The organism is Lentzea sp. CA-135723 (assembly GCF_050936595.1).
Classification (GTDB): domain Bacteria; phylum Actinomycetota; class Actinomycetes; order Mycobacteriales; family Pseudonocardiaceae; genus Lentzea.
Window position 1 is genome coordinate 387,652 of record NZ_JBNJMK010000002.1, and the last position, 19,085, is coordinate 406,736.

Sequence of the window (19,085 nt, forward strand, 5' to 3'; positions counted from 1 at the left end):
GCATAGCTTCGGGCCGTGATGGAACTTGTGCCGCTTGGTGTCCTGACCGCTCAGTTGCGGAAGCCTCACCGGTTGCCGAGGACGCCGGCCGGTGATCGGTTCGTGTATGAGGTGGAGTCTGGGACGTTCGCCGGGGAACGGCTCTCCGGCGTGATGTGTGGGACGTCCTCCGCGGACTGGTTGACCGTCGGGCCGGACGGGATCGCCACCCTCGACGTGCGTTCGTTGCTGCGCACTCATGACGACGCCTTGGTGTATCTGCACTACTCGGGGCGGGTTGACGTCTCCGGTGGGTTCGGCGCGCCGTTGTACGCGGCGCCGTTGTTCGAGACCGGGGACGATCGGTACCGCTGGTTGAACCGGGTGCAGGCGGTGTCCAAGGGGGCGCTGGACGGCCTTGTGCTGACCTACGAGGTGTGCGAGGTGCGGTGACCTGGGTCAGCGTTGTTGCATGGCGTCCAGGGCCCTTGCCAGTTCCAGTCGTGAGGAGACGTGCAGCTTCGCGTAGACGCGGGACAGGTAGACCTCGATCGTGCGCGGGCTGTAGTGCAGGGCTGCGGCTATGTCCCGGTTGCGCATGCCCTGTTGCACCAGGCGGGCCACGTTTTCCTCGGCCGTGGTGAGCAGGCCCGGGGTTTTGGAACGGGCTCTGGGCACCTTCGCGCCCAGCGCTCGCAGGTGGTTGCCTGCTTGGCGCCGTAGGCCGTGTGCGCCCAGGCGTTGGAACGTGATGTAGGCCTCCGTCAGGGCTTGCACTTCGCCCAGTGCCAGTTGGGCTCTTGCCTTTTCGAACTCCAGGCCGCCCTGGGCCGCTTCCGCGGCGGCTGCCCGGAGGTGGTCCTGGTCGTTGCGGACCACGCCGGTGATGCGGGCGATGGTGGTGCGGGACCACGGGGAGACTCGGGTGGGGGCTACCTCGGTCAGGCGGGCCAGGGTGTCGTGGGCTGCTTTCGTGTTGCCCTGGTCCAGGTCCAGTTCGATCATGCGGGCTGCCAGGAGGCAGGAGTACGGGGCTTCCAGGTCTTCGCCGATGCTCGCCCTGAGCAGGTCGTAGGCGGCGAGCTGGTCGCCTTTGGCTATCAGGTGTTCTGCCTGGGCCGCCGCGTGCAGGCGGGAGATGTTCGTCGAACGCGGGGGTGGGAGGGCGGCCAGGCGGGCGGCCACGTCCAGTTCGCCTCGCCAGGTCCTGATGGACAGTTCGATGGCCTGCAGGGCGCCCTGGGCCTGGTCCGCCTGGGAGGCGGCCATGTCGGGGAGGTAGCGGCCGATGTTGTCCAGGGCCGCGTCCCAGTGGCCGCCCAGCCAGTCGAGGGTCACCCGGGTGGCCTGGCGTTCCGCCCGGAAGCTGTGCGCGCCGGTTCTGGTGGCGAGGTCCTCTGCCCGGCGGTAGCGCCAGTCGGCGTCGTGGACGAGGCCTGCCAGCGCGGTGATCGAGGCGCAGACGGAGAGGGCCTGGAGTTCCAGCATCAGGTGGCCGGCGCTGTGGGCCAGGGCCTGGTCGGCGTGCTCGACGGTTCTGTCGTGCTGGAACAGGAACGAGGTGAGCAGCGCCAGGTGCTCGTGGACGATCACGCCCTCGGCCGGGGAGGTGATCGGGAGGGACGGCAGGCGGGCCGCCTCGGCGAGTGCCTCGGGGTAGCGGTTGTTGTAGACGAGCAGGACGGCTCGCTGGGCCTGCAGGGACGTCGGGGTGGAGCCCGCGGCCACCTCGGCGTCGGCGAGGGCCAGGGCCTCCGCGGTGCGGCCCACGGAGAAGAGGGACGAGATCGTCGCGGTGGCCACGCGGGTGCGTTCCTGACCGGGGCCCAGGGATTTCAGCGCGGCGAGGCCAGGGTCGACGGCCAGGGCGGGGCGGGAGGCGCGCGCCAGGATCCGGCATTGCAACGCCAGCAACGGGATGCGGTCCTGGGCGTTGACCGGCAGCAGTTGCAGGGCTCTCGCGCAGAGGGCGGCGGCGGTCTCCGGGGCCGAGGTGCGGGCCTCGGTGGCGGCCTCGGTCAGGACGGCGACTGCTCGGTGGTCACCGGGGGCGGCTGACTCGGCGAGGTGCCAGGCCAGCTGGAGGAGGTCCACCGGGAGGTGGTGGGCGCGGTCGTCGAGCAGCCGCGCCGAGATCAGGGAGTGCAGGTGACGGCGCTGGGCCGGGCCCAGTTCCTGGTAGAGGGCCTCGCCCACGAGGGCGTGCGAGAAGCGGTAGCCGGTGTCGTCGTGGATCACGATGCCGGCGTGCAGCAACGCGTCGAACGCCTCGGCGACGGTGGGCTCCGGCAGCGACGACACCCTGGCCAGCAGGGGGATCTGATCGAGGCGCACCCGGCGGAACACGGCGACGGCCCGTGCCACGAGCCGGGTGTCGTTCTCCAGCGGCGCCACCCGGCGCAGCAGGGCCTCGCCGCGGGTCAGGCGGATGGCGTCCGGGGAGACGGCGAGGCGGGCGCGGTTGTCGTCGACGGTGAGCAGGTTCAGCTCGCGCAGCGAGCGGGCGATCTCCGTGACGAAGAACGGGTTGCCGTCCGAGCGGTGCAGCACCTCGCGGGCCAGGCCCTCGTCGACCGCGGTGTCCAGGAAGGACTCCACCACGCGGGTCACCTCCGCGCCGGTCAGCGGAGGCAGGACCAGGTGGGTCACCTCGGCGTGCTCCTCCACGCGGTCCAGCAGCCCGGGGTCGGCGGAACGGCTCGTGGTGACGAGGACCAGCGGGGCGGCGGTCAGGCGGCGCAGCACCAGCGTCAGCAAGGAGAGCGAGTCGTCGTCGGCGTGGTCCAGGTCGTCGACCAGCACCGCGGCCGGGCGCGCGGCCGTCAGCGCGGTCAGCAGGCGGACGACCTGGTCGCAGGCCCTGCCGAACCACGTGCCGGAGTCCTCGCCCGTGATCTCCAGCGCCGCCAGCGCCTCGGCGCGCGCACGCTCGGCGGGCAGCGAGCGGACCAGCGCCGTGATCGTGCCGTACGGGATGCGCTTGCCCAGCACGTCCGACGCCGAGGTGAGCACGGCGCACTGCTCGTCGCGCAGGCGGCGGGCGATCTCGGTCAGCAGCGAGGTCTTGCCGATGCCCGGTTCGCCGCTGATCCCGATCACGGCCAGCCCGGTCGCGGGGGAGCCGGCGGCGCAGGCCAGCACCGTGCGCAGCTCCTGGTCGCGGCCAACTAGCGGCGTGCCGGCGATGACGGGCCTCCTGCTGGGTCGGGCTGACCCGAGTCTTCCACGCGTTAGGCGTTGAGGCTTCCCTACTGATGCGTGGCCGCGTCCGGTGGTGGTCTGATGGCCCCCGCCGTCCGAGGAGGATCAATGACGATCCAGGGAAGCTGTGCACCGCGGTTCGCCGAGGTGCGCGAGGAGTTCGAACGCAACTTCGCCGAACGGGACGAGGCCGGCGCGTCCGTGCACGTGACGCTCGACGGCGAACCCGTCGTGGACCTGTGGGGCGGTGTCGCCGACCCGGTGAGCGGGCGGCCCTGGTCCGAGGAGACCGTCGTGCACGTGTGGTCGTGCACCAAGGGCGCCACCGCCCTCGCCGCGCACGTCCTCGCCTCGCGCGGCGAGCTCGACCTCGACGCGCCGGTCGTCCGCTACTGGCCCGAGTACGGCGCCGAGGGCAAGGACGCGACGCTCGTGCGGCACGTGCTGGCGCACCAGGCAGGCCTGCCCGCCGTCACCTCGCCGCTGCCCGCCGGGGCGTTCTACGACTGGAACCTCATGACCACGACGCTCGCCGCGCAACGGCCGTTGTGGGAACCGGGCACGCGGCACGGCTACCACGGGCTGACGTTCGGGTTCCTCGTCGGCGAGATCGTGCGGCGGGTCAGCGGCCTGTCGCTCGGGCGGTTCTTCGAGAAGGAGGTGTCCGGGCCGCTCGGCCTCGACTTCTGGCTGGGCCTGCCGGAGGACCTCGAACCCCACGTCGCCCCCACCATCCCGGTCGACCCGACGCGGCCGGGGGTGTTGCTGCCGTCGTTGTTCGTCACCGCGCTCACGCGACCGGAGTCCGTGCCAGGCTTGATGCTGCTCAACAACGGCGGCTACATGATGCCCGGCGAGTCCGACTCGCGCGCCGCCCACGCCGCCGAGATGGGCGCGATCGGCGGCATCTCCAACGCCAGGGGCCTCGCCGGCCTCTACCGGCCGCTCGCGCTCGGCGGCGCGTACCAGGGCGTGCGGCTGGTCGAGGAGTCCCAGCTCCCGCTGATGTCGGACGTCGCGGTCGCCGGGATGGACGCGGTGGTCATGGTGCCGTCGCGGTTCGCGCTCGGCTTCCAGAAGGCCACCGACAACCGCTACCTGCCGCCCAACGACCGCGAAGGGCTGCTGCTGCCGGAAGAAGCGTTCGGGCACAACGGAATGGGCGGCTCGCTCGGGTTCGCCGACCCGAAGGCGCGGCTGTCGTTCGGGTACGCCATGAACCGGCAGGGACCGGGGCTCGGCATCAACGAACGCGGACAGTCCCTTGTGGACGCCGTGTACCGGGCGCTGGGCTGATCGGGCACTGAGCTGATCGGGCTCTGGGCTGATCGGGCTCTGGGCTAGCCGGGCGGCACGACGCGGCCGAGCCGTTTGCGCACTCCCTCTTCCTGGTAGCGCGCAACGGTTTCGGCCAGCTGCTCGCAGGCGCGCTCGATCGCCCGCTTCGCCTCGTTGCGCTCGCTGGTGATCGCGGAGAGGATCAGCCCGGTCAACGCCACCGAGCCGTTGAACGCCTGCAACACCATCATGGTCATCAGCACCGTGCTCGCGGAGAAGTGGCCACCGGCCGCCGACATCACCGCCGCCACGGAGATGATCGCCGTACACGGGGCCGCGATCGCGTGCTGGAACCGCAACGCCGCCCAGATCAGCATCGGGAACACCAGGAACAGCAGCCGCGCGCCCGACGTCGTCACGACCGACGCGACCGCGGCCGTCAGCACCAGCAGCACCACCGCCTCGGCCAGCCGGGCGGGCGGGGCTCGCCATTGGCGGGGCAGCGTCAGCAGCAACGGCGCGAACACCAGCACGCCCATCGCGTCCCCGGTCCACCACACCGACATCACGGCCGGCACGTCCCGCCACGCGATCACCCCGCCGATCCGCAACGCCAGCGTGCCGACCAGCGCGCTCACCAGCATCGCGCCCAGCGCGCCCGCGAACACGAGCAGCAGCGCGTCCTTCAGCCGGTCGATCGCCGGGCGGAAACCGAAGCGGGTCAGCAGGTACCAGGCGAGCAGCGGCGCCGCGGTGTTGCCCGCGGTGATCAGCACCGCCGAGAACAGCGGCGCGGTCAGCGAGACGTTGGCGGCGAACGCGCCGAGCGCGACGCCCGGCCAGATCCGGTGCCCGAACATCAGCAACGCCGCCACGGAGATCCCCGTCGGCAGCCACAGTGGAGTCACCTGACCCTGCACGAGGGCCAGGACCAGGCCGACCTGCGCGGTCGCGAAGTACGCGAGCGCGACGACGGCGATCGTGGCGACGGTCCGGAGTGCGGCGTTCACCGCCACATGCTGCACCCGTGCACACACGATGGCCATAGCCCGTGACCGGCCGTACCCACCTGGACTCACCCCGTTCGTCTTAGCTGTTGTGGAAGCCGCACTACAGCCCTGCGCCGCACACCGGTGAGATGGACGGCATGCGCACAGCCGAGGTCGCCGACGAGATCCGGGTGGAGGACGGCGGGCGCCGCGTGGTCGTCATCGCGGGCCGCGTGTGCCTGCCGGTCTCCGCGGGCGTCACCGACGACCAGGCGCTGACCCTCGCCAGAGCCGGCACGACGGCGTGGCACCTCCTCCGCACGTGTGCCCACATGCGCCCGGACGAGTCGATCGTGGTGCACGACGCGATGAGCGAGGTCGGTGCCATCGCGGTCCAGCTCGCCCGCGGGTTCGCGGCCGGGCGGGTGATCGCGACCGAGTCCACTCAGGCCCGCCGTCGCCAGGCCGTCCGACTCGGCGCCGACGTCGCCGTCGACTCCGGCCGAGACGGTCTGACTGCCCGGTTGGTCGCCGCGAACGAGGGCGAACAGGTCGATGTCGCGCTCGATCCCGGTGGCGCGCTCACCTCCTCGCTGGACGCGCTCGCGCCGTTCGGCAGGGTGGTCTGCTACGGCCCTGACCAGGACGAATCCGTCAGGCTGACCGGTCTGCTCAGCGGTTCGCGGGCGATCATCGGATTTCGCTTCGACGACACCCTCGACCAGCCCGGCATGGTCGCCAGAGCTGTCAGTGAGCTGTTCGGGTTGACCTCGGCCGGCCGCTTGCGTCCGATGGCAGACAGCTAGTACTCGTTGGTAACAAGCCGATAAGGGGACCCATGAGGACCGTGTTCACGACCTGCCCGCTCTGCGAAGCCACGTGCGGGCTGGAACTGACGGTCGAGGGCGACCGCATCACGAAGGTGCGCGGCGACCGCGAGGACGAGTTCAGCAAGGGGTTCCTCTGCCCCAAGGGCGCCTCGCTCGGCACGCTCGACGCCGACCCGGACCGGCTGCGCGCGCCGCTGGTCAAGCGCGACGGCGAGTTCCACGAGGTGAGCTGGGAGGAGGCGTTCGCGTACATCGACGAACGCCTGAAGGACTTCCCCGACCGCAACGCCGTCGCCCTGTACCTCGGCAACCCCGTCGCGCACTCGCTGGCCGGCGGCCTCTACGCCGGGCCGCTGCGCAAGGCGCTCGGCAGCCGCAACATCTTCTCCGCCAGCACCGTCGACCAGATGCCCAAGCACGTCCAGGTCGGCCACATGTTCGGCGGCATCTTCTCCATCCCCGTGCCGGACATCGACCGCACCGACTTCATGCTGGTGCTGGGCGCCGACCCGTACGCGTCCAACGGCAGCCTGTGGACGGTGCCGGACGCGCCGGGCCGCTTCAAGGCGTTGCAGAAGCGCGGCGGGACGTTCGTCGTGGTCGACCCGCGCCGCAGCCGCACGGCCGCGGCGGCCGACCAGCACGTCGTGATCCGGCCGGGCACCGACGTGTTCCTGCTGCTGGCGTTGATCCACGAGCTGTTCGCGCAGGACCTGGTGGACCTCAAGGACCTCGCGGACCACGTCACCGACCACACGGCGATCCGCGCGCACGTCGAGCCGTTCAGCCCCGAGGCCGTGCAGGAACGCACCGGCGTCGACGCGGCCACGATCCGCGCGCTGGCGGCCCGGCTCGCCCACGCCGAACGCGCCGCCGTCTACGGCCGCATCGGCACGACCACCGTCGAGTTCGGCACGGTCGCGTCCTGGGCGGTCGACGTCCTCAACGTCCTCACCGGCAACCTCGACCGGCCCGGTGGCGTGATGTGGCCGCTGCCCGCGCACCTGAACCGCGGCACGGGCAGCGGCAAGGGGTTCGGCGTCGGCCGCTGGCACAGCCGCGTGGCGGGCCACCCCGAGGTGATGGGGGAGTACCCGGCCGTCACGCTGGTCGACGAGATCGAGACGCCCGGTGCCGGCCAGGTGCGCGCGCTGTTCACGATCGGCGGCAACCCCGCGCTGTCGTTGCCGAACTCCGCCCGCGTGACCGCCGCGCTGTCCTCTTTGGACTTCATGGTCAGCGTCGACCCGTACCTCAACGAGACCACCCGGCACGCCGACGTCATCCTGCCGACGCCGCCGCCGTCTCGCCGCGTCCACTACGACATCGCGTTCCTCAACCACTCCGTGCGCAACGTCGTGAAGTACTCGCGCGCCGCGATCCCGCTGGAGGAGGGCAGGGTCGACGAGACGGACATCTTCTTCCGCCTCATCACGATCTTCTCCGGCATGGGCCCGGCCGCCGACCTCGACGCCATCGCCGCGTTCCAGCTGAACGACCTCAGGAAGAAGGCGGGCGTCGACTTCGAACCGGACGGCGAGACGCGCGAGGAACGCCTGCTGGACCTCAAGCTCCGCACCGGCGCGTACGGGCTGAGCCTCAAGCAGCTGCTGGACAACCCGCACGGCATCGACCTCGGCCCGCTCACCCCGCGCCTGCCGGAGATCCTCCGCACGCCGTCCGGCAAGGTCGAGCTCACCCCGGAGCCGATCGTCGCCGACCTGCCGCGCGTGCGGGAGGCGTTGGAGAACCCCGAGACCGGGATGGTCCTCGTCGGCCGCCGGCACCTGCGCACCAACAACTCCTGGATGCACAACGTGCCCGCGCTGGTGAAGGGCAAGCCGTTGTGCACGCTCCTGGTCAACCCCGGCGACGCCGACCGCCTCGGCCTCGCGGACGGGAAACCCGCCCAGGTCACCTCGCGCGTCGGCGAGGTCGAGGTGCTGGTCGAGATCACCGCGGACATCGCGCCCGGCGTCGTGTCCATGCCGCACGGCTGGGGCCACGACCAGCCCGGCACCCGGCTCACCGTCGCGAGCGAGCACGCCGGGGTGAACGTGAACCTGCTGACCGACGACCTCCGCCTCGACCCGCTCTCGGGCACCGCCGTCCTGAACGGCACCCGCGTGCAGGTCGTGCCCGTCTGAAGAACCCTCCCAGCGCCTCCAGGAGCCGCCATGACCGCCGGAGTCACCAGCCCCAACGCGGTGCAAGCCGTCCGCCGCATAGCCGACCTGCCGTTCCTCGCGGAGCAGGCGCACGGCGACGCGGTGGCATGGCGGTTCAAGCGGGACGGACGGTGGCACGAGCAGACCTACGCCGAGGTCGCCGAGGTGGTGCTGGACCTCGCGTCCGGGTTCGTCCACGCCGGACTGAAGGCGGGCGACCGGGTCTGCGTGCTCGCGAACACCCGTCCGGAGTGGACGGCCGTCGAGCTCGCGGTGCTCGCGGCGGGCGGCATCGTCGTGCCGATCTACCCGTCGAGCACGTCCGAGGAGATCGCCTGGGTCGTCGGCGACTCCGGCGCGTCGATCGTGGTGGCGGAGAACGAGGAGCAGTGCGTCAAGGTCGAGGTCGTCGCCCGGGAGCTCCCCGAGCTGCGCACGGTCTTCTCGATCGACCCCGCCGGTGACCGCCCGCGCGTCGCCGAGGTCCAGGACACCGGCCGCACGTCACCGCTCGCCGCCGTGCTGGACTCCCGCCGCGCGGCGATCAGGCCGGAAGACCCGAGCCTGATCATCTACACCTCGGGCACCACCGGGCCGCCCAAGGGCTGCGTGCTGACGAGCTCGAACTGGGTCGCGCTGTGCCGGGTCGCGGAGGAGACCCGGATGGACGCGATGACCGACACGGTCTACCTGTTCCTGCCGATGGCGCACGTCTTCGCGCAGATCATCATGTTCGGCACGATGTACCGGGGCGGCACGCTCGCGTACTTCGGCGGCGACATGAAGGCGATCGTGCCCGAGCTGGCCGAGGTGAAGCCGACGTTCCTGCCGTCGGTGCCGCGGATCTTCGAGAAGATCTACACCTTCGTCACCTCCAGCGTGCCCGCCGAGCAGCTCGAGCAGGCCGTCGCGCTCGGCCTGGAGGTGCGCCGCCGGCGTGCCGCGGGCGAGGCGGTGCCACCGGAGATGGCGGCGGCGTTCGAGCAGGTCGACGCGTTGTTCGCGAACGTCCGCGCGGTGTTCGGCGGCCGGCTCGTGCAGGCGCTGTCCGGCGCCGCGCCGATCTCCGCGGAGGTGCTCCAGTTCTTCCACGCGGCCGGCGTGCCGGTGCTGGAGGGCTACGGCATGACCGAGTCCACCGCCGTCGGCACGATCAACACCCTGGACCGCTTCAAGATCGGTTCGGTCGGCGCGTCCGGCATCGCGGGCCTGGAGATGAGGGTGGCCGAGGACGGCGAACTGCTCATGCGCGGCCCCCACGTCTTCGCGGGCTACTGGCGCAACGACGAGGCCACCGCGGCCACGTTGCAGGACGGCTGGCTGCACACCGGCGACCTGGGCGAGATCGACGAGGACGGGTTCGTCACGATCACCGGGCGAAAGAAGGACATCATCATCACCGCGGGCGGCAAGAACATCGCGCCGGCGAACGTCGAGAACGTGCTGCGCCAGTCCCGCTGGATCTCGCACGCCGTGCTGTTCGGCGACCGCAAGCCGTACTGCGTGGCGCTGATCACACTCGACGCGGACGAGATCGTGCCGTGGGCGGCACAGCGCGGCTTGCCGTCCGACCTCGAATCGTTGGTGGGTCACCCGGACGTGCGAACGCTCGTCCAGGAAGTTGTTGACGAAGCGAACTCGCACTTCGCCAGTGTTTCCCAAGTGAAGAAGTTCGTGCTGCTCACCCGTGATCTGTCACAGGAGGACGGGGAGCTGACTCCGACGTTGAAGGTCAAACGCGCGGTTGTGCACCGAGTTCACTCTGCGTTGTACGAAGGGCTCTACGAGTAACCCGTACGTACGAGAAATCCAAAAACAGGTACATCCACCCTGGCGCATTTCTTCCGGTCAGGGCAGAGTGGGACACCAAGCGGCGCTAGGCCCCCTCCCCCCTCGGGCCCAGCCGCTTCGCGGCCCCGGCTCAAGGCGTACTCCCCCCAGACGCCCAGCCGGGGCCGCCTTGCATTCCAGGCAGGTCTGGACCGCGGGTCACTTTGTTTCGAAACTTCTCGTTTTGAAACAAAGTGACCCGTTGTCAATTCGCCACTACTTGCGGGGAGGAGTGGTCGTGCCGCGCACGATGAGTTGCGTCTCGGCCACTATCTGCGGCACCTCGGTGTTGTCCGAGTCGAGCCAGTCGAGCAACAGGTTCACCGCCGTGCGCCCTGCCTGGGCGACCGGCATCGCCACTGTCGTCAAAGCGGGGGAGCACAAAGACGCGTACGTGAGGTCGTCGAACCCCGTCACGGACACGTCGCCCGGTACCGAGATGCCCCGGTCGCGCAGCCGGGCCAGCACGCCCAGCGCCATGATGTCGTTGTAGGCGACGATCGCCGTCGTGTCGGCCGCCACCGCGAGGTCCGCCGCCTGCAGGCCGCCCTCGTAGCGCGGCGCGAACGGCCCGAGGTCGACCAGGTCCACCTCGTGCTTCGCGACCGCCTTCATCAGCCCACGCCGGCGTTCCTGGTTGGACCACGACGTGCGCGGCCCGTTGAGGTAGGCGATCCGGTGGTGCCCCAGCGCCACGAGGTGGTCGATGATCGCGTGCATGCCGCCCGCCGAGTCCATCAACGCGGCGGGCACGCCGGGCAGCCGCCGGTTCAGCAGCACCAGCGACGTGGCCCCGGCCATCTCGTAGATCTGCGAGTCCTCGAGGCCCGGCGCGCACAGCACGACGCCGTCGACCTGCTTGGCCATCGCGTGCACGAGCTTGGCCTCGGTGACCGGGTCCTCGTCGCTGTCCGCCACGAACACCGCGTAGTCGGCCTGCACGGCCCGCGCCTGCACGGCCTTCAGCACGCCGGTGAAGAACGGGTTGTCGAGGTCGGGCACGACGATGCCGATGTTGCCCGTCTTGCCCGTGATGAGCCCGCGCGCGGCCCTGTTCGGCTGGTAGCCGAGCTCGGTCGCGGCGGCCAGCACGCGTGCTCTGGTCTCCGGCCGCACCAGCTCCGGGGACGTCAGCGCACGCGAAACGGTGGCGACCGACACGTGCGCCCTGCGGGCCACGTCGCGGATCGTGACTGCCACTTGTACCTCACCCTCAACAGCCGGTTGAACCAATCATGACGGGTCGTCTGTTAAGTGGGGTCTTTGAGGCGGGTGACGAGCTGCGTCGGGTTCACGAACCGCAGCGCGACGACCAGCAGCACCAGCATCGACCCCGTGTAGATCACCGCCATCGAGTCGACCATCTGCTGCGGCCTGATCCCCGCTGACGACATGGCCTCGTACAGCGACACCACCAGGGTCTGGCTGGTCGGACCGGCCGTGAGGAACGTCAGCTCGAACATGCCCACCGTCCTCACCAGCACCAGGATCGACGCAGCCAGCACGCCGGGCACCAGCAGCGGTGCCAGGACGCGGGTGAAGAGCGCGAACGTCGACGCCCCGCACATCCGCGCCGCCGACTCGACCTTCGTGTCGATCTGCTCGATGAACGGGGTCATCGTCAGCACCACGAACGGCACGGCCGGCACGAGGTTCGCCGCGATCACGCCCGCCATGCTGCCCGCGAGGCCGAACTTGTAGAGCACCGTGGCGAGCGGGATGCCGTACGTCATCGGCGGCATCAGGATCGGCAGCAGGAACAGCACGCTCAGCACCTTCTTGCCGGGGAAGTCGCGCCGCGCCAGCGCGTACGCCGCCGGGACTCCGATGAGGACGGAGACCGCGACGACCGACAGCGCCACCTGGAACGTCACCACCAGCACGTCCAGCAGCCGGTAGTCGCGCCACGCCTCGCCGTACCACTTGCCGGTGTAGCCGCCGGGCAGCCACGTGCCGAACCACGTCTCCGCGAACGAGTTCGTCACGACGGCGCCGACGACGCCGACCAGGTTCAGCAGGAAGAACGCCAGTGCGCCCCAGGTCAGCCACACCAGGGGCCGGGCGGTGAGCCTCATCCCTTGCCTCCCGTCGCGCCGCGGTACAGGGTCGTGCGCCAGAGCAGCACCACACCGATGACGACCAGCATCACCAGCGCCATCAGCATCGCGATCGCCGAACCCATCGCGAAGTCGTTGTCCCGCAACGCCGTCTCGTAGGCGGCGATCGACATCACGTGCGTCTCGCCCGCCGGGTCGCCGACCATCACCGCGGACGGGAACACGCTGAACGCCAGCACGAAGCTCAGGCAGAACGTCACCGCGAGACCGGGCGCGAGCAACGGCATGGTGATCGTCCGGAACCGCTGCCGCCGCGACGCGCCCAGCGTGGCCGCCGCCTGCTCCAGCGTCGGGTCGATGCCGGACAGGTACGACAGGGTCAGCAGGAACGCGAACGGGAACCCGGTGATGACCAGGCTGAACAGCACGCCCCAGTAGTTGTGCGTGAGCCTCGCCGGCTCGTCCGCGCCCAGCGCGAGCCAGACGCGGTTGAACCAGCCGGTGGGGCCGAAGAACGCGAGCAGTCCCTCGGCCGTCAGCACCGTGCCGAGCGTGATCGGCACGACCAGCACGGTCGTCAGCGCCCGCTTGCCCCGGAACCGGCCGCGCATCCGGAACGCGATCGGGATCGACGCCAGCACGTTGAAGAGCGCGGCCGGGAGCCCGAGCCGCAACGTGATCCACACCGTCTCGGCCAGGTAGTCGTCGGAGAAGAACGTGGTGTAGTTCCGGAGCGGGTTGCCGCCGCCCTTGGGCTGGAACGACAACTGCAACCCGTACAGGAACGGGTAGACGAACAGCAGCACCACGAACACCGCGCCCGGCAGCAACAGCCAGAGCACCCGGTCGACGCCCTTCTCGGCGAGCCGGTGCCGCACCGACGCGCGTTCCGCAGTCGTCGTCACGAGAACACCAGCACGCGGTCGACGGGCACCTCCACCGTGATCGTGTCGCCCGGTGCGAGCCGGGAGCCGGTCCGGACGTGCAACCGGGTGCCGTCGCGCAGCCGTGCCTCGACCGCCTGCTCGCGCCCGTGGTACTCGACGATCTCGACCACGGCTTCGAGCACGTTCTCGCCGGACCCGCCGACCACGAAGTCCTCCGGCCGCACCGCCGCCACCGCCTGCGTCCCGAGGATCTCGCGCTTCACCCCGGCGAGCCGTACGCCGTCTCCGGTGTGGACGGTCGCGCGTTCGCCGTCCTGAGAGGTCACCGACACCGGGATGATGTTGCGGTACCCCATGAACGCGGCCACGTGCCGGTTCACCGGATGCGCGTACACCTCCTCCGGCGACCCGACCTGCTGCACCTCGCCGAGGCGCAGGACCACGAGGCGGTCGGCGAGGGCCAGCGCCTCCTCCTGGTCGTGCGTGACGTAGACGGTGGTGAGCCCGAGCGACTGGTGCAGCCGCCGGATCTCCGTGCGCATCTCCAGCCGCAGCGAGGCGTCCAGGTTGGACAGCGGCTCGTCCATCAGCACCAGCGGCGGTTCGAGCACGATCGCGCGGGCGATCGCGACCCGTTGCTGCTGGCCGCCGCTCAGCTGGGCCGGGAACCTGTGCTGGTGCTCCTCCAGCTGGACGAGCCGCACGGCCTCGTCCACGCGGCGGGCGATCTCGGCCTTCGCCAGCCGTCGCATGGAGAGCCCGAACGCGATGTTGCGCCGCACCGACATGTGCGGGAACAGCGCGTAGTTCTGGAACACCATGCCGAATCCGCGTTTCTCGGGTGGCAGGTCGTCGATCCGCCTGCCGTCCAGGGTGATCCGGCCGCCGGTCAGCGGCAGCAGGCCCGCCAGGCAGTTCAGCGCCGTCGACTTCCCGCAGCCCGACGGCCCGAGCAACGCCACGAACTCGCCGCCCTTGATCGTGAGATCCACGTCCCGCAACGCGACGGTGTCCCCGAACGCGCGCCGCACGTGGTCCAGGTGCAGTTCGGCGAACCTCATTTCCTGCCGATCTCGCGGTCCCACCGCTGGAACGCCTTCACCTGCTGGGCGGCCGGCAGCGACTGCTCCTTCGGGTTCTTCTCGATCAGCGCGTCGTACTCGGGCCGCCCGAACTTCGCGATGGCGTCGCGCGACTCCTGCGGCGCCATGTCGAGCGTGACGCCCTTGACCGCGGGGCCCGGGTAGAAGTAGCCCTTGTCGTAGGCCTTCGCCTGCTGCTGCGGTTCCAGCATGAACTTGATCAGCGCGAGGTTCGCCGACAGCACGTCCGCGCTGACCCCCTTGGGGATCACGGCGTAGTGCGCGTCCGTGACCCAGTGGAAGTCCTTGAAGGTCGCGATCTTCATACCCGCCGGCACGGTGCCGAGCACGCGCGGGTTGATGTCCCAGCCGGTGGTCGAGGCGACCATCCACGACGTGCCGTTCGCGAGGTTCTTCATCACGTCCGTGGTGCCGCCGGGGTAGCTGTCGACGTACTGGCCGAGCTCCTCCAGGTACGCCCAGGTCTTGTCCCAGCCGTTCTCCGGGTCCTTGGGATCCTTGTCCCCCAGCAGGTACGGCAGCCCCATCAGGAACGTCCGGCCGGGCCCGGAGTTCGCGGGCCGCGCGTACTGGAACTTCCCGGGGTTGGCGCGGGCCCACGCCAGCAGGTCGGCGGGGGAGCTGGGTGGCGACGGCACCTTCGCCGGGTCGTACTCCAGCAGCGGTCCCGCCGGGTAGTAGGTGATCGCGACGCCCTGGTTCTGCGCGAGCTTCTGCATTTCGCCGGCCGCCGGCAGGTACACGTCCTCCAGTTTCGGCAGCCTCGCCGAATATTCGGGGAGCAGCTGGAGGACGAGTTTCTGGTCGATCACGCTCGCGAGCCCGTCCGTTCCGGTGAGCACGAGGTGGGTCTGCGAGGTGCCCGAGTTCTGCTCCGCCTTGAGCTTGCCGGGCATGTCCGGCGCGGTCGCCTTGGTGGCGTTCACCTTCGACACGACGTCGGGGTGCGACCGCACGAAGTCGTCGATCATGCCCTGCGTGAGCTGCAGGTTGCCGGCCACGTCGAGCACGTTCAGCTCGACCGGTCTCGACGGCTTGTCCGGGACGGCGGCAGGGGCGTTCTGCGCCTGCGGGGCCTCCGGCGCACCACACGCCGCGACGACCAACAGGGTGGGGATGACGAGCTGCAACTTCCTTGTCCAGCGCATCTCACGGCTCCCTAACTGACTCTGGACCTGGCGCGCGAAAACGTTTACGGTTTTTCTGTAACACCAGTACACCCGCCGCCGGGTCGAACGCAACGCCGCCGCCGCACATCCCGTTCCCAACGAAAGTGGGAGGCTTCTGTGGCACCCCGTTCACGGCGGTCGCCGGCGAGAACCGGCGTCCTGGCCACCGCACTCGCGGTGGCGGTGAGCTCGCTCGTCTCCGCCGCTCCGCAGGCCGTCGCCGCGGATGTCCTGCTGTCCCAAGGCAAACCGGCGACCGAGTCGGCGTCCGGCGGCGCGAACTACGCACCGCGGTTCGCCGTCGACGGCGACTCCGCGACGCGCTGGGCCAGCAAGTCCAACACCGATCCTGCCTGGATCCGGGTGGACCTCGGCGCGTCCGCGACCATCAGCAGGGTCCGGCTGCAGTGGGACCTCTCGTGCGCCAAGGCGTACCGCGTCGAGACGTCGGAGAACGACTCGGCGTGGACGTCGATCCACACGACGGCGGACGGCAAGGGCGGCGTCGAGGACCTGGCGGTCTCCGGTCGTGGCCGGTACGTCCGCGTCTACGGCACCTCGCGCTGCCGCACGGGTTCGTCGTACGGCTACTCCCTGCAGGAGTTCCAGGTCTTCGGCAACACCGGCCCCGCCGACGCTGAACCTCCTTCCGCGCCAACCGGTCTCGTCGCGTCGGACGTGAAGCCGGACTCGGCGAAGCTGACCTGGGAGCCGTCGACCGACAACGTCGCGGTGACGTCGTACGAGATCTACAACCTGGGCCAGTTCGTGAAGTCCGTGCCCGCCGCGACCTCCACGGTGGTGGAGGGGCTGAAGCCGAACACCACCTACGGCTTCTACGTCAACGCGAAGGACGCGGCGGGCAACATCTCGCAGGCCTCCAACACGGTGGAGTTCAGGACCCCGCCCGCCCAGGAGGACCCGACCCCGCCGACCGCGCCGCGCAACCTGCGTTCCACCGGCGTCACGGCGAACTCGGTCTCGCTGGCCTGGGACGCGTCGACCGACAACATCGGCGTGACGCGCTACGAGATCTACACCGGCGCGACCAAGGTCGGTGACGCGATGGGCACCTCCGCCACGATCGGCGGCCGCAGCGCGAACACCGAGTACACCTTCACGGTCAAGGCCTTCGACGCCGCCGGCAACGTCTCACCCGTCTCGAACGCGCTGACCGCGAAGACCCGTTCCGGCGGCGACCAGGTCGGTGCCGTCACGCAGGTCGCGACCGACAACGACGTGCCGTGGGGCCTCGCGTTCCTGCCCAACGGCGACGGCGTCTACTCCCGCCGCGACGCGCAGGACATCATCAGGATCACCCCGTCCGGCACGAAGACCACCCTGGGCAAGGTCCCCGGCGTCTCCGGCACCAACGGCGAGGGCGGCCTGCTCGGCATTGAACTCTCTCCGACGTTCGCCAGCGACGGCCTGATCTACGTCTACCACACGGCTTCCGGCGACAACCGGATCGTGCGCGCCAAGGTCGAGGGCAACACCCTCACCGGCTGGACGACGTTGCTGACCGGCATCCCGCGCAACAAGTTCCACAACGGCGGCCGCCTGCGCTTCGGCGCCGACGGCAAGCTCTACGCGGGCACCGGCGACGGCCAGAACGGCAACAACGCCCAGAACAGGCAGAACCTCGGCGGCAAGGTGCTGCGCCTCAACCCCGACGGCTCCGCACCCACCGACAACCCCTTCTTCAGCGAGGGCGGCAACGCGCGCTACGTCTGGACCTACGGCCACCGCAACGTCCAGGGCCTCGCCGTGGACTCGCAGGGCCGCATGTGGCAGGCGGAGCTCGGCAACTCGAACATGGACGAGGTCAACCTCCTGCAGAAGGGCGGCAACTACGGCTGGCCGTCGTGCGAGGGCACCTCGGGTTCGTGCGGCGGGTACGTGGCCCCGAAGAAGACCTTCTCGGTCGGCTCCGCCTCACCGTCCGGCCTCGCGATCGTGAACGACGTGCTGTTCCTGGCCGCGTTGCGCGGGGAACGCCTGTACCGCATGCAGATCAGCGGTTCGTCGGTCGGCACGACGACGTCGCACTTCCAGGGCACCTACGGCAGGCTCCGCACCCCGGAGCCCGCGCCGGACGGGTCGCTGTGGGTCACGACGTCCAACGGGGACAAGGACTCCACGGCGGGCAACAGCTCGACGAGGATCCTGAAGGTGGCGCTCAACTAGCCGCCGGTAGGAAAGAGACGGCCCCTGGGTGCGCGCTCACCCAGGGGTTTTCTCCTTGCGCAGGCCGTCCAGCAGCAGCGCGACCAGCCGGCGCGGGTCGTACCGAGGATCGTCGTCCCGCCCGATGCACAGGTTCCCGATCCCGCGCATCAGCTCGAACGGCGTGACGTCGTCCCGGATCTCCCCGGCCTCCACCGCGGCGTCGAGCAACGACCCGGCCACCGGCCCGAGCCGGTCGAGGAAGTACGCGTGCAGCGACTGGAACCCACTGCTGTCCGACCGAAGTGGACAGCAGTGCGGGCCCGGCTTCCGCGCACGCCTCCACCTGGTGCCGGTAGACGGCCACGACCAGGTCCGCGCGGGTGGGGAAGTGGCGGTAGGTCTGCTCGTTGCGCACGGCGTCTGCTCGCTTGCGTGGTGGCACGCGAACTCCCCTCGGTTGACAAAGCGGAACAGCGCTCCGTATCGTTCCGGAACGTCGCTCCGCTTGACCTGGGAAGCGTACCCGAAGGGAAACCCGATGACCGTCTTCACGGTGAGCCCCGTCGTGCTCGAGACCCCCGGCCGGCCCGTTGACCTGCAGCTGAAGGTCTCCGCGCCGACCGAGGGCGCCGACCTGCCGATCCTGTTGCTGTCGCACGGCCAGGGCTACTCGAACCACCTGTCCTCGCTGAACGGTTACGCGCCGCTCGCGAACCACTGGGCCGAGCAGGGCTTCGTGGTGCTCCAGCCGACGCACCTGAGCAGCCGCAGCCTGAACCTGCCCGCGACCACGCCCGGCGCGCCGCTGTTCTGGCGCGAGAGGGCCGAGGACATGTCCGCGATCCTCGACCGGCTCGACGAGGTCGAGAAGGCCGTGCCGCAGCTGCAGAACCGCTGGAACCGCACCAAGGTCGCCGTCGTCGGCCACTCCATGGGCGGCCACACCGCGAGCCTGCTGCTGGGCATGCGCACGGAGGACACCAGCCTGAAGGACGAGCGGATCAAGGCGGGGGTGCTGCTCGGCTCGACCGGCCGCGGTGACGCCGTCACCGACGTGGTGAAGGAGAACTACTCCTTCATGCAGAGCACGGACTTCAGCGCGATGACCACGCCCGCGCTGGTCGTCGCCGGTGACGCCGACGCGTCCGCGCACCTCACCACCATGGGCCCGGACTGGCACGCCGATCCGTACCACCTCGCGCCCGGCGAGAAGGTGCTGCTCACGTTGTTCGGTGCCGAGCACGGGTTCGGCGGCGTCAGCGGGTACGACGTCGCCGAGACCACGGACGAGAACCCGCAACGGGTCGCGGACGTGCAACGGCTCACCACGGCGTACCTGCGCACGCAGCTGCACGGCACGAATGACTGGGACACCGTGGAGATCACCGACGGCCGCGTCGAGTCGAAGGGCTAGTGGTGTGGCTC

General features: G+C 70.2%; 14 protein-coding genes and 1 pseudogene. 7 read left to right on the top strand and 8 right to left on the bottom strand.

Annotated features, from left to right (window positions below; genetic code table 11):
- Positions 1 to 18 precede the first annotated feature (18 nt).
- Positions 19 to 432 (top strand): DUF3237 domain-containing protein, encoded by a 414-nt coding sequence (locus tag ACQEU1_RS37795; RefSeq protein ID WP_433216970.1) that lies wholly within the window; start codon positions 19 to 21, stop codon positions 430 to 432.
- A 6-nt stretch (positions 433 to 438) separates the two neighbouring features.
- Here ACQEU1_RS37795 and ACQEU1_RS37800 read toward each other — a convergent pair whose 3' ends face one another.
- Complete coding sequence (locus ACQEU1_RS37800; RefSeq protein WP_433216973.1) at positions 439 to 3,165, bottom strand: ATP-binding protein; 2,727 nt, start codon at positions 3,163 to 3,165, stop codon at positions 439 to 441.
- Positions 3,166 to 3,288: 123 nt separating this feature from the next.
- On the opposite strand from ACQEU1_RS37800, the gene ACQEU1_RS37805 reads away from it, so the two are divergent.
- Positions 3,289 to 4,476, top strand: a complete 1,188-nt coding sequence (locus tag ACQEU1_RS37805; protein WP_433213103.1) for a serine hydrolase domain-containing protein — start codon at positions 3,289 to 3,291, stop codon at positions 4,474 to 4,476.
- A gap of 44 nt (positions 4,477 to 4,520) precedes the next feature.
- On the opposite strand, the gene ACQEU1_RS37810 is transcribed toward ACQEU1_RS37805, so the two are convergent.
- Complete coding sequence (locus tag ACQEU1_RS37810; protein WP_433213106.1) at positions 4,521 to 5,468, bottom strand: MASE1 domain-containing protein; 948 nt, start codon at positions 5,466 to 5,468, stop codon at positions 4,521 to 4,523.
- A 137-nt stretch (positions 5,469 to 5,605) separates the two neighbouring features.
- Here ACQEU1_RS37810 and ACQEU1_RS37815 point away from each other — a divergent pair, with 137 nt between their 5' ends.
- Genes ACQEU1_RS37815 through ACQEU1_RS37825 form a run of 3 tightly spaced genes read left to right on the top strand, consistent with a single transcriptional unit; the run spans position 5,606 to position 10,236 of the window.
- The gene (locus tag ACQEU1_RS37815) at positions 5,606 to 6,253 is read left to right on the top strand and encodes a zinc-binding dehydrogenase (protein ID WP_433213109.1); all 648 of its coding nucleotides are present in this window, start codon (positions 5,606 to 5,608) and stop codon (positions 6,251 to 6,253) included.
- A 32-nt stretch (positions 6,254 to 6,285) separates the two neighbouring features.
- Complete coding sequence (locus ACQEU1_RS37820) at positions 6,286 to 8,424, top strand: molybdopterin oxidoreductase family protein (RefSeq protein WP_433213112.1); 2,139 nt, start codon at positions 6,286 to 6,288, stop codon at positions 8,422 to 8,424.
- A 30-nt stretch (positions 8,425 to 8,454) separates the two neighbouring features.
- A complete protein-coding gene (locus ACQEU1_RS37825; RefSeq protein ID WP_433213115.1) occupies positions 8,455 to 10,236 on the top strand; it encodes an AMP-dependent synthetase/ligase in 1,782 nt (593 codons plus the stop codon).
- Between the two features lie 255 nt (positions 10,237 to 10,491).
- Here ACQEU1_RS37825 and ACQEU1_RS37830 read toward each other — a convergent pair whose 3' ends face one another.
- The 5 genes from ACQEU1_RS37830 to ACQEU1_RS37850 are packed head-to-tail and all read right to left on the bottom strand — an operon-like array spanning position 10,492 to position 15,470.
- A complete protein-coding gene (locus tag ACQEU1_RS37830; protein WP_433213118.1) occupies positions 10,492 to 11,475 on the bottom strand; it encodes a LacI family DNA-binding transcriptional regulator in 984 nt (327 codons plus the stop codon).
- Positions 11,476 to 11,525: 50 nt separating this feature from the next.
- Positions 11,526 to 12,350 (bottom strand): ABC transporter permease, encoded by an 825-nt coding sequence (locus ACQEU1_RS37835; RefSeq protein ID WP_433213121.1) that lies wholly within the window; start codon positions 12,348 to 12,350, stop codon positions 11,526 to 11,528.
- Positions 12,347 to 13,237 carry an ABC transporter permease gene (locus ACQEU1_RS37840; protein ID WP_433213124.1) on the bottom strand — a complete coding sequence of 297 codons (891 nt, stop codon included), beginning with the start codon at positions 13,235 to 13,237 and terminating at the stop codon, positions 12,347 to 12,349. The genes ACQEU1_RS37835 and ACQEU1_RS37840 overlap by 4 nt, the downstream gene beginning before the upstream one ends.
- Positions 13,234 to 14,280: an ABC transporter ATP-binding protein gene (locus tag ACQEU1_RS37845; protein WP_433213127.1), complete on the bottom strand. Its 1,047-nt coding sequence runs from the start codon at positions 14,278 to 14,280 to the stop codon at positions 13,234 to 13,236. Before ACQEU1_RS37845 ends, ACQEU1_RS37840 begins: the two co-directional genes overlap by 4 nt.
- Positions 14,277 to 15,470 (bottom strand): extracellular solute-binding protein, encoded by a 1,194-nt coding sequence (locus ACQEU1_RS37850; protein ID WP_433213130.1) that lies wholly within the window; start codon positions 15,468 to 15,470, stop codon positions 14,277 to 14,279. The genes ACQEU1_RS37845 and ACQEU1_RS37850 overlap by 4 nt, the downstream gene beginning before the upstream one ends.
- Before the next feature lie 138 nt (positions 15,471 to 15,608).
- Here ACQEU1_RS37850 and ACQEU1_RS37855 point away from each other — a divergent pair, with 138 nt between their 5' ends.
- Positions 15,609 to 17,678 carry a PQQ-dependent sugar dehydrogenase gene (locus ACQEU1_RS37855; protein WP_433213133.1) on the top strand — a complete coding sequence of 690 codons (2,070 nt, stop codon included), beginning with the start codon at positions 15,609 to 15,611 and terminating at the stop codon, positions 17,676 to 17,678.
- A 36-nt stretch (positions 17,679 to 17,714) separates the two neighbouring features.
- Here the strand turns inward: ACQEU1_RS37855 and ACQEU1_RS37860 are convergent.
- Positions 17,715 to 18,102, bottom strand: a pseudogene (locus ACQEU1_RS37860) (hypothetical protein).
- A gap of 96 nt (positions 18,103 to 18,198) precedes the next feature.
- Here ACQEU1_RS37860 and ACQEU1_RS37865 point away from each other — a divergent pair.
- Positions 18,199 to 19,074, top strand: coding sequence for an alpha/beta hydrolase family protein (locus ACQEU1_RS37865; protein ID WP_433213136.1), 876 nt, complete (start codon positions 18,199 to 18,201; stop codon positions 19,072 to 19,074).
- Positions 19,075 to 19,085 lie beyond the last annotated feature (11 nt).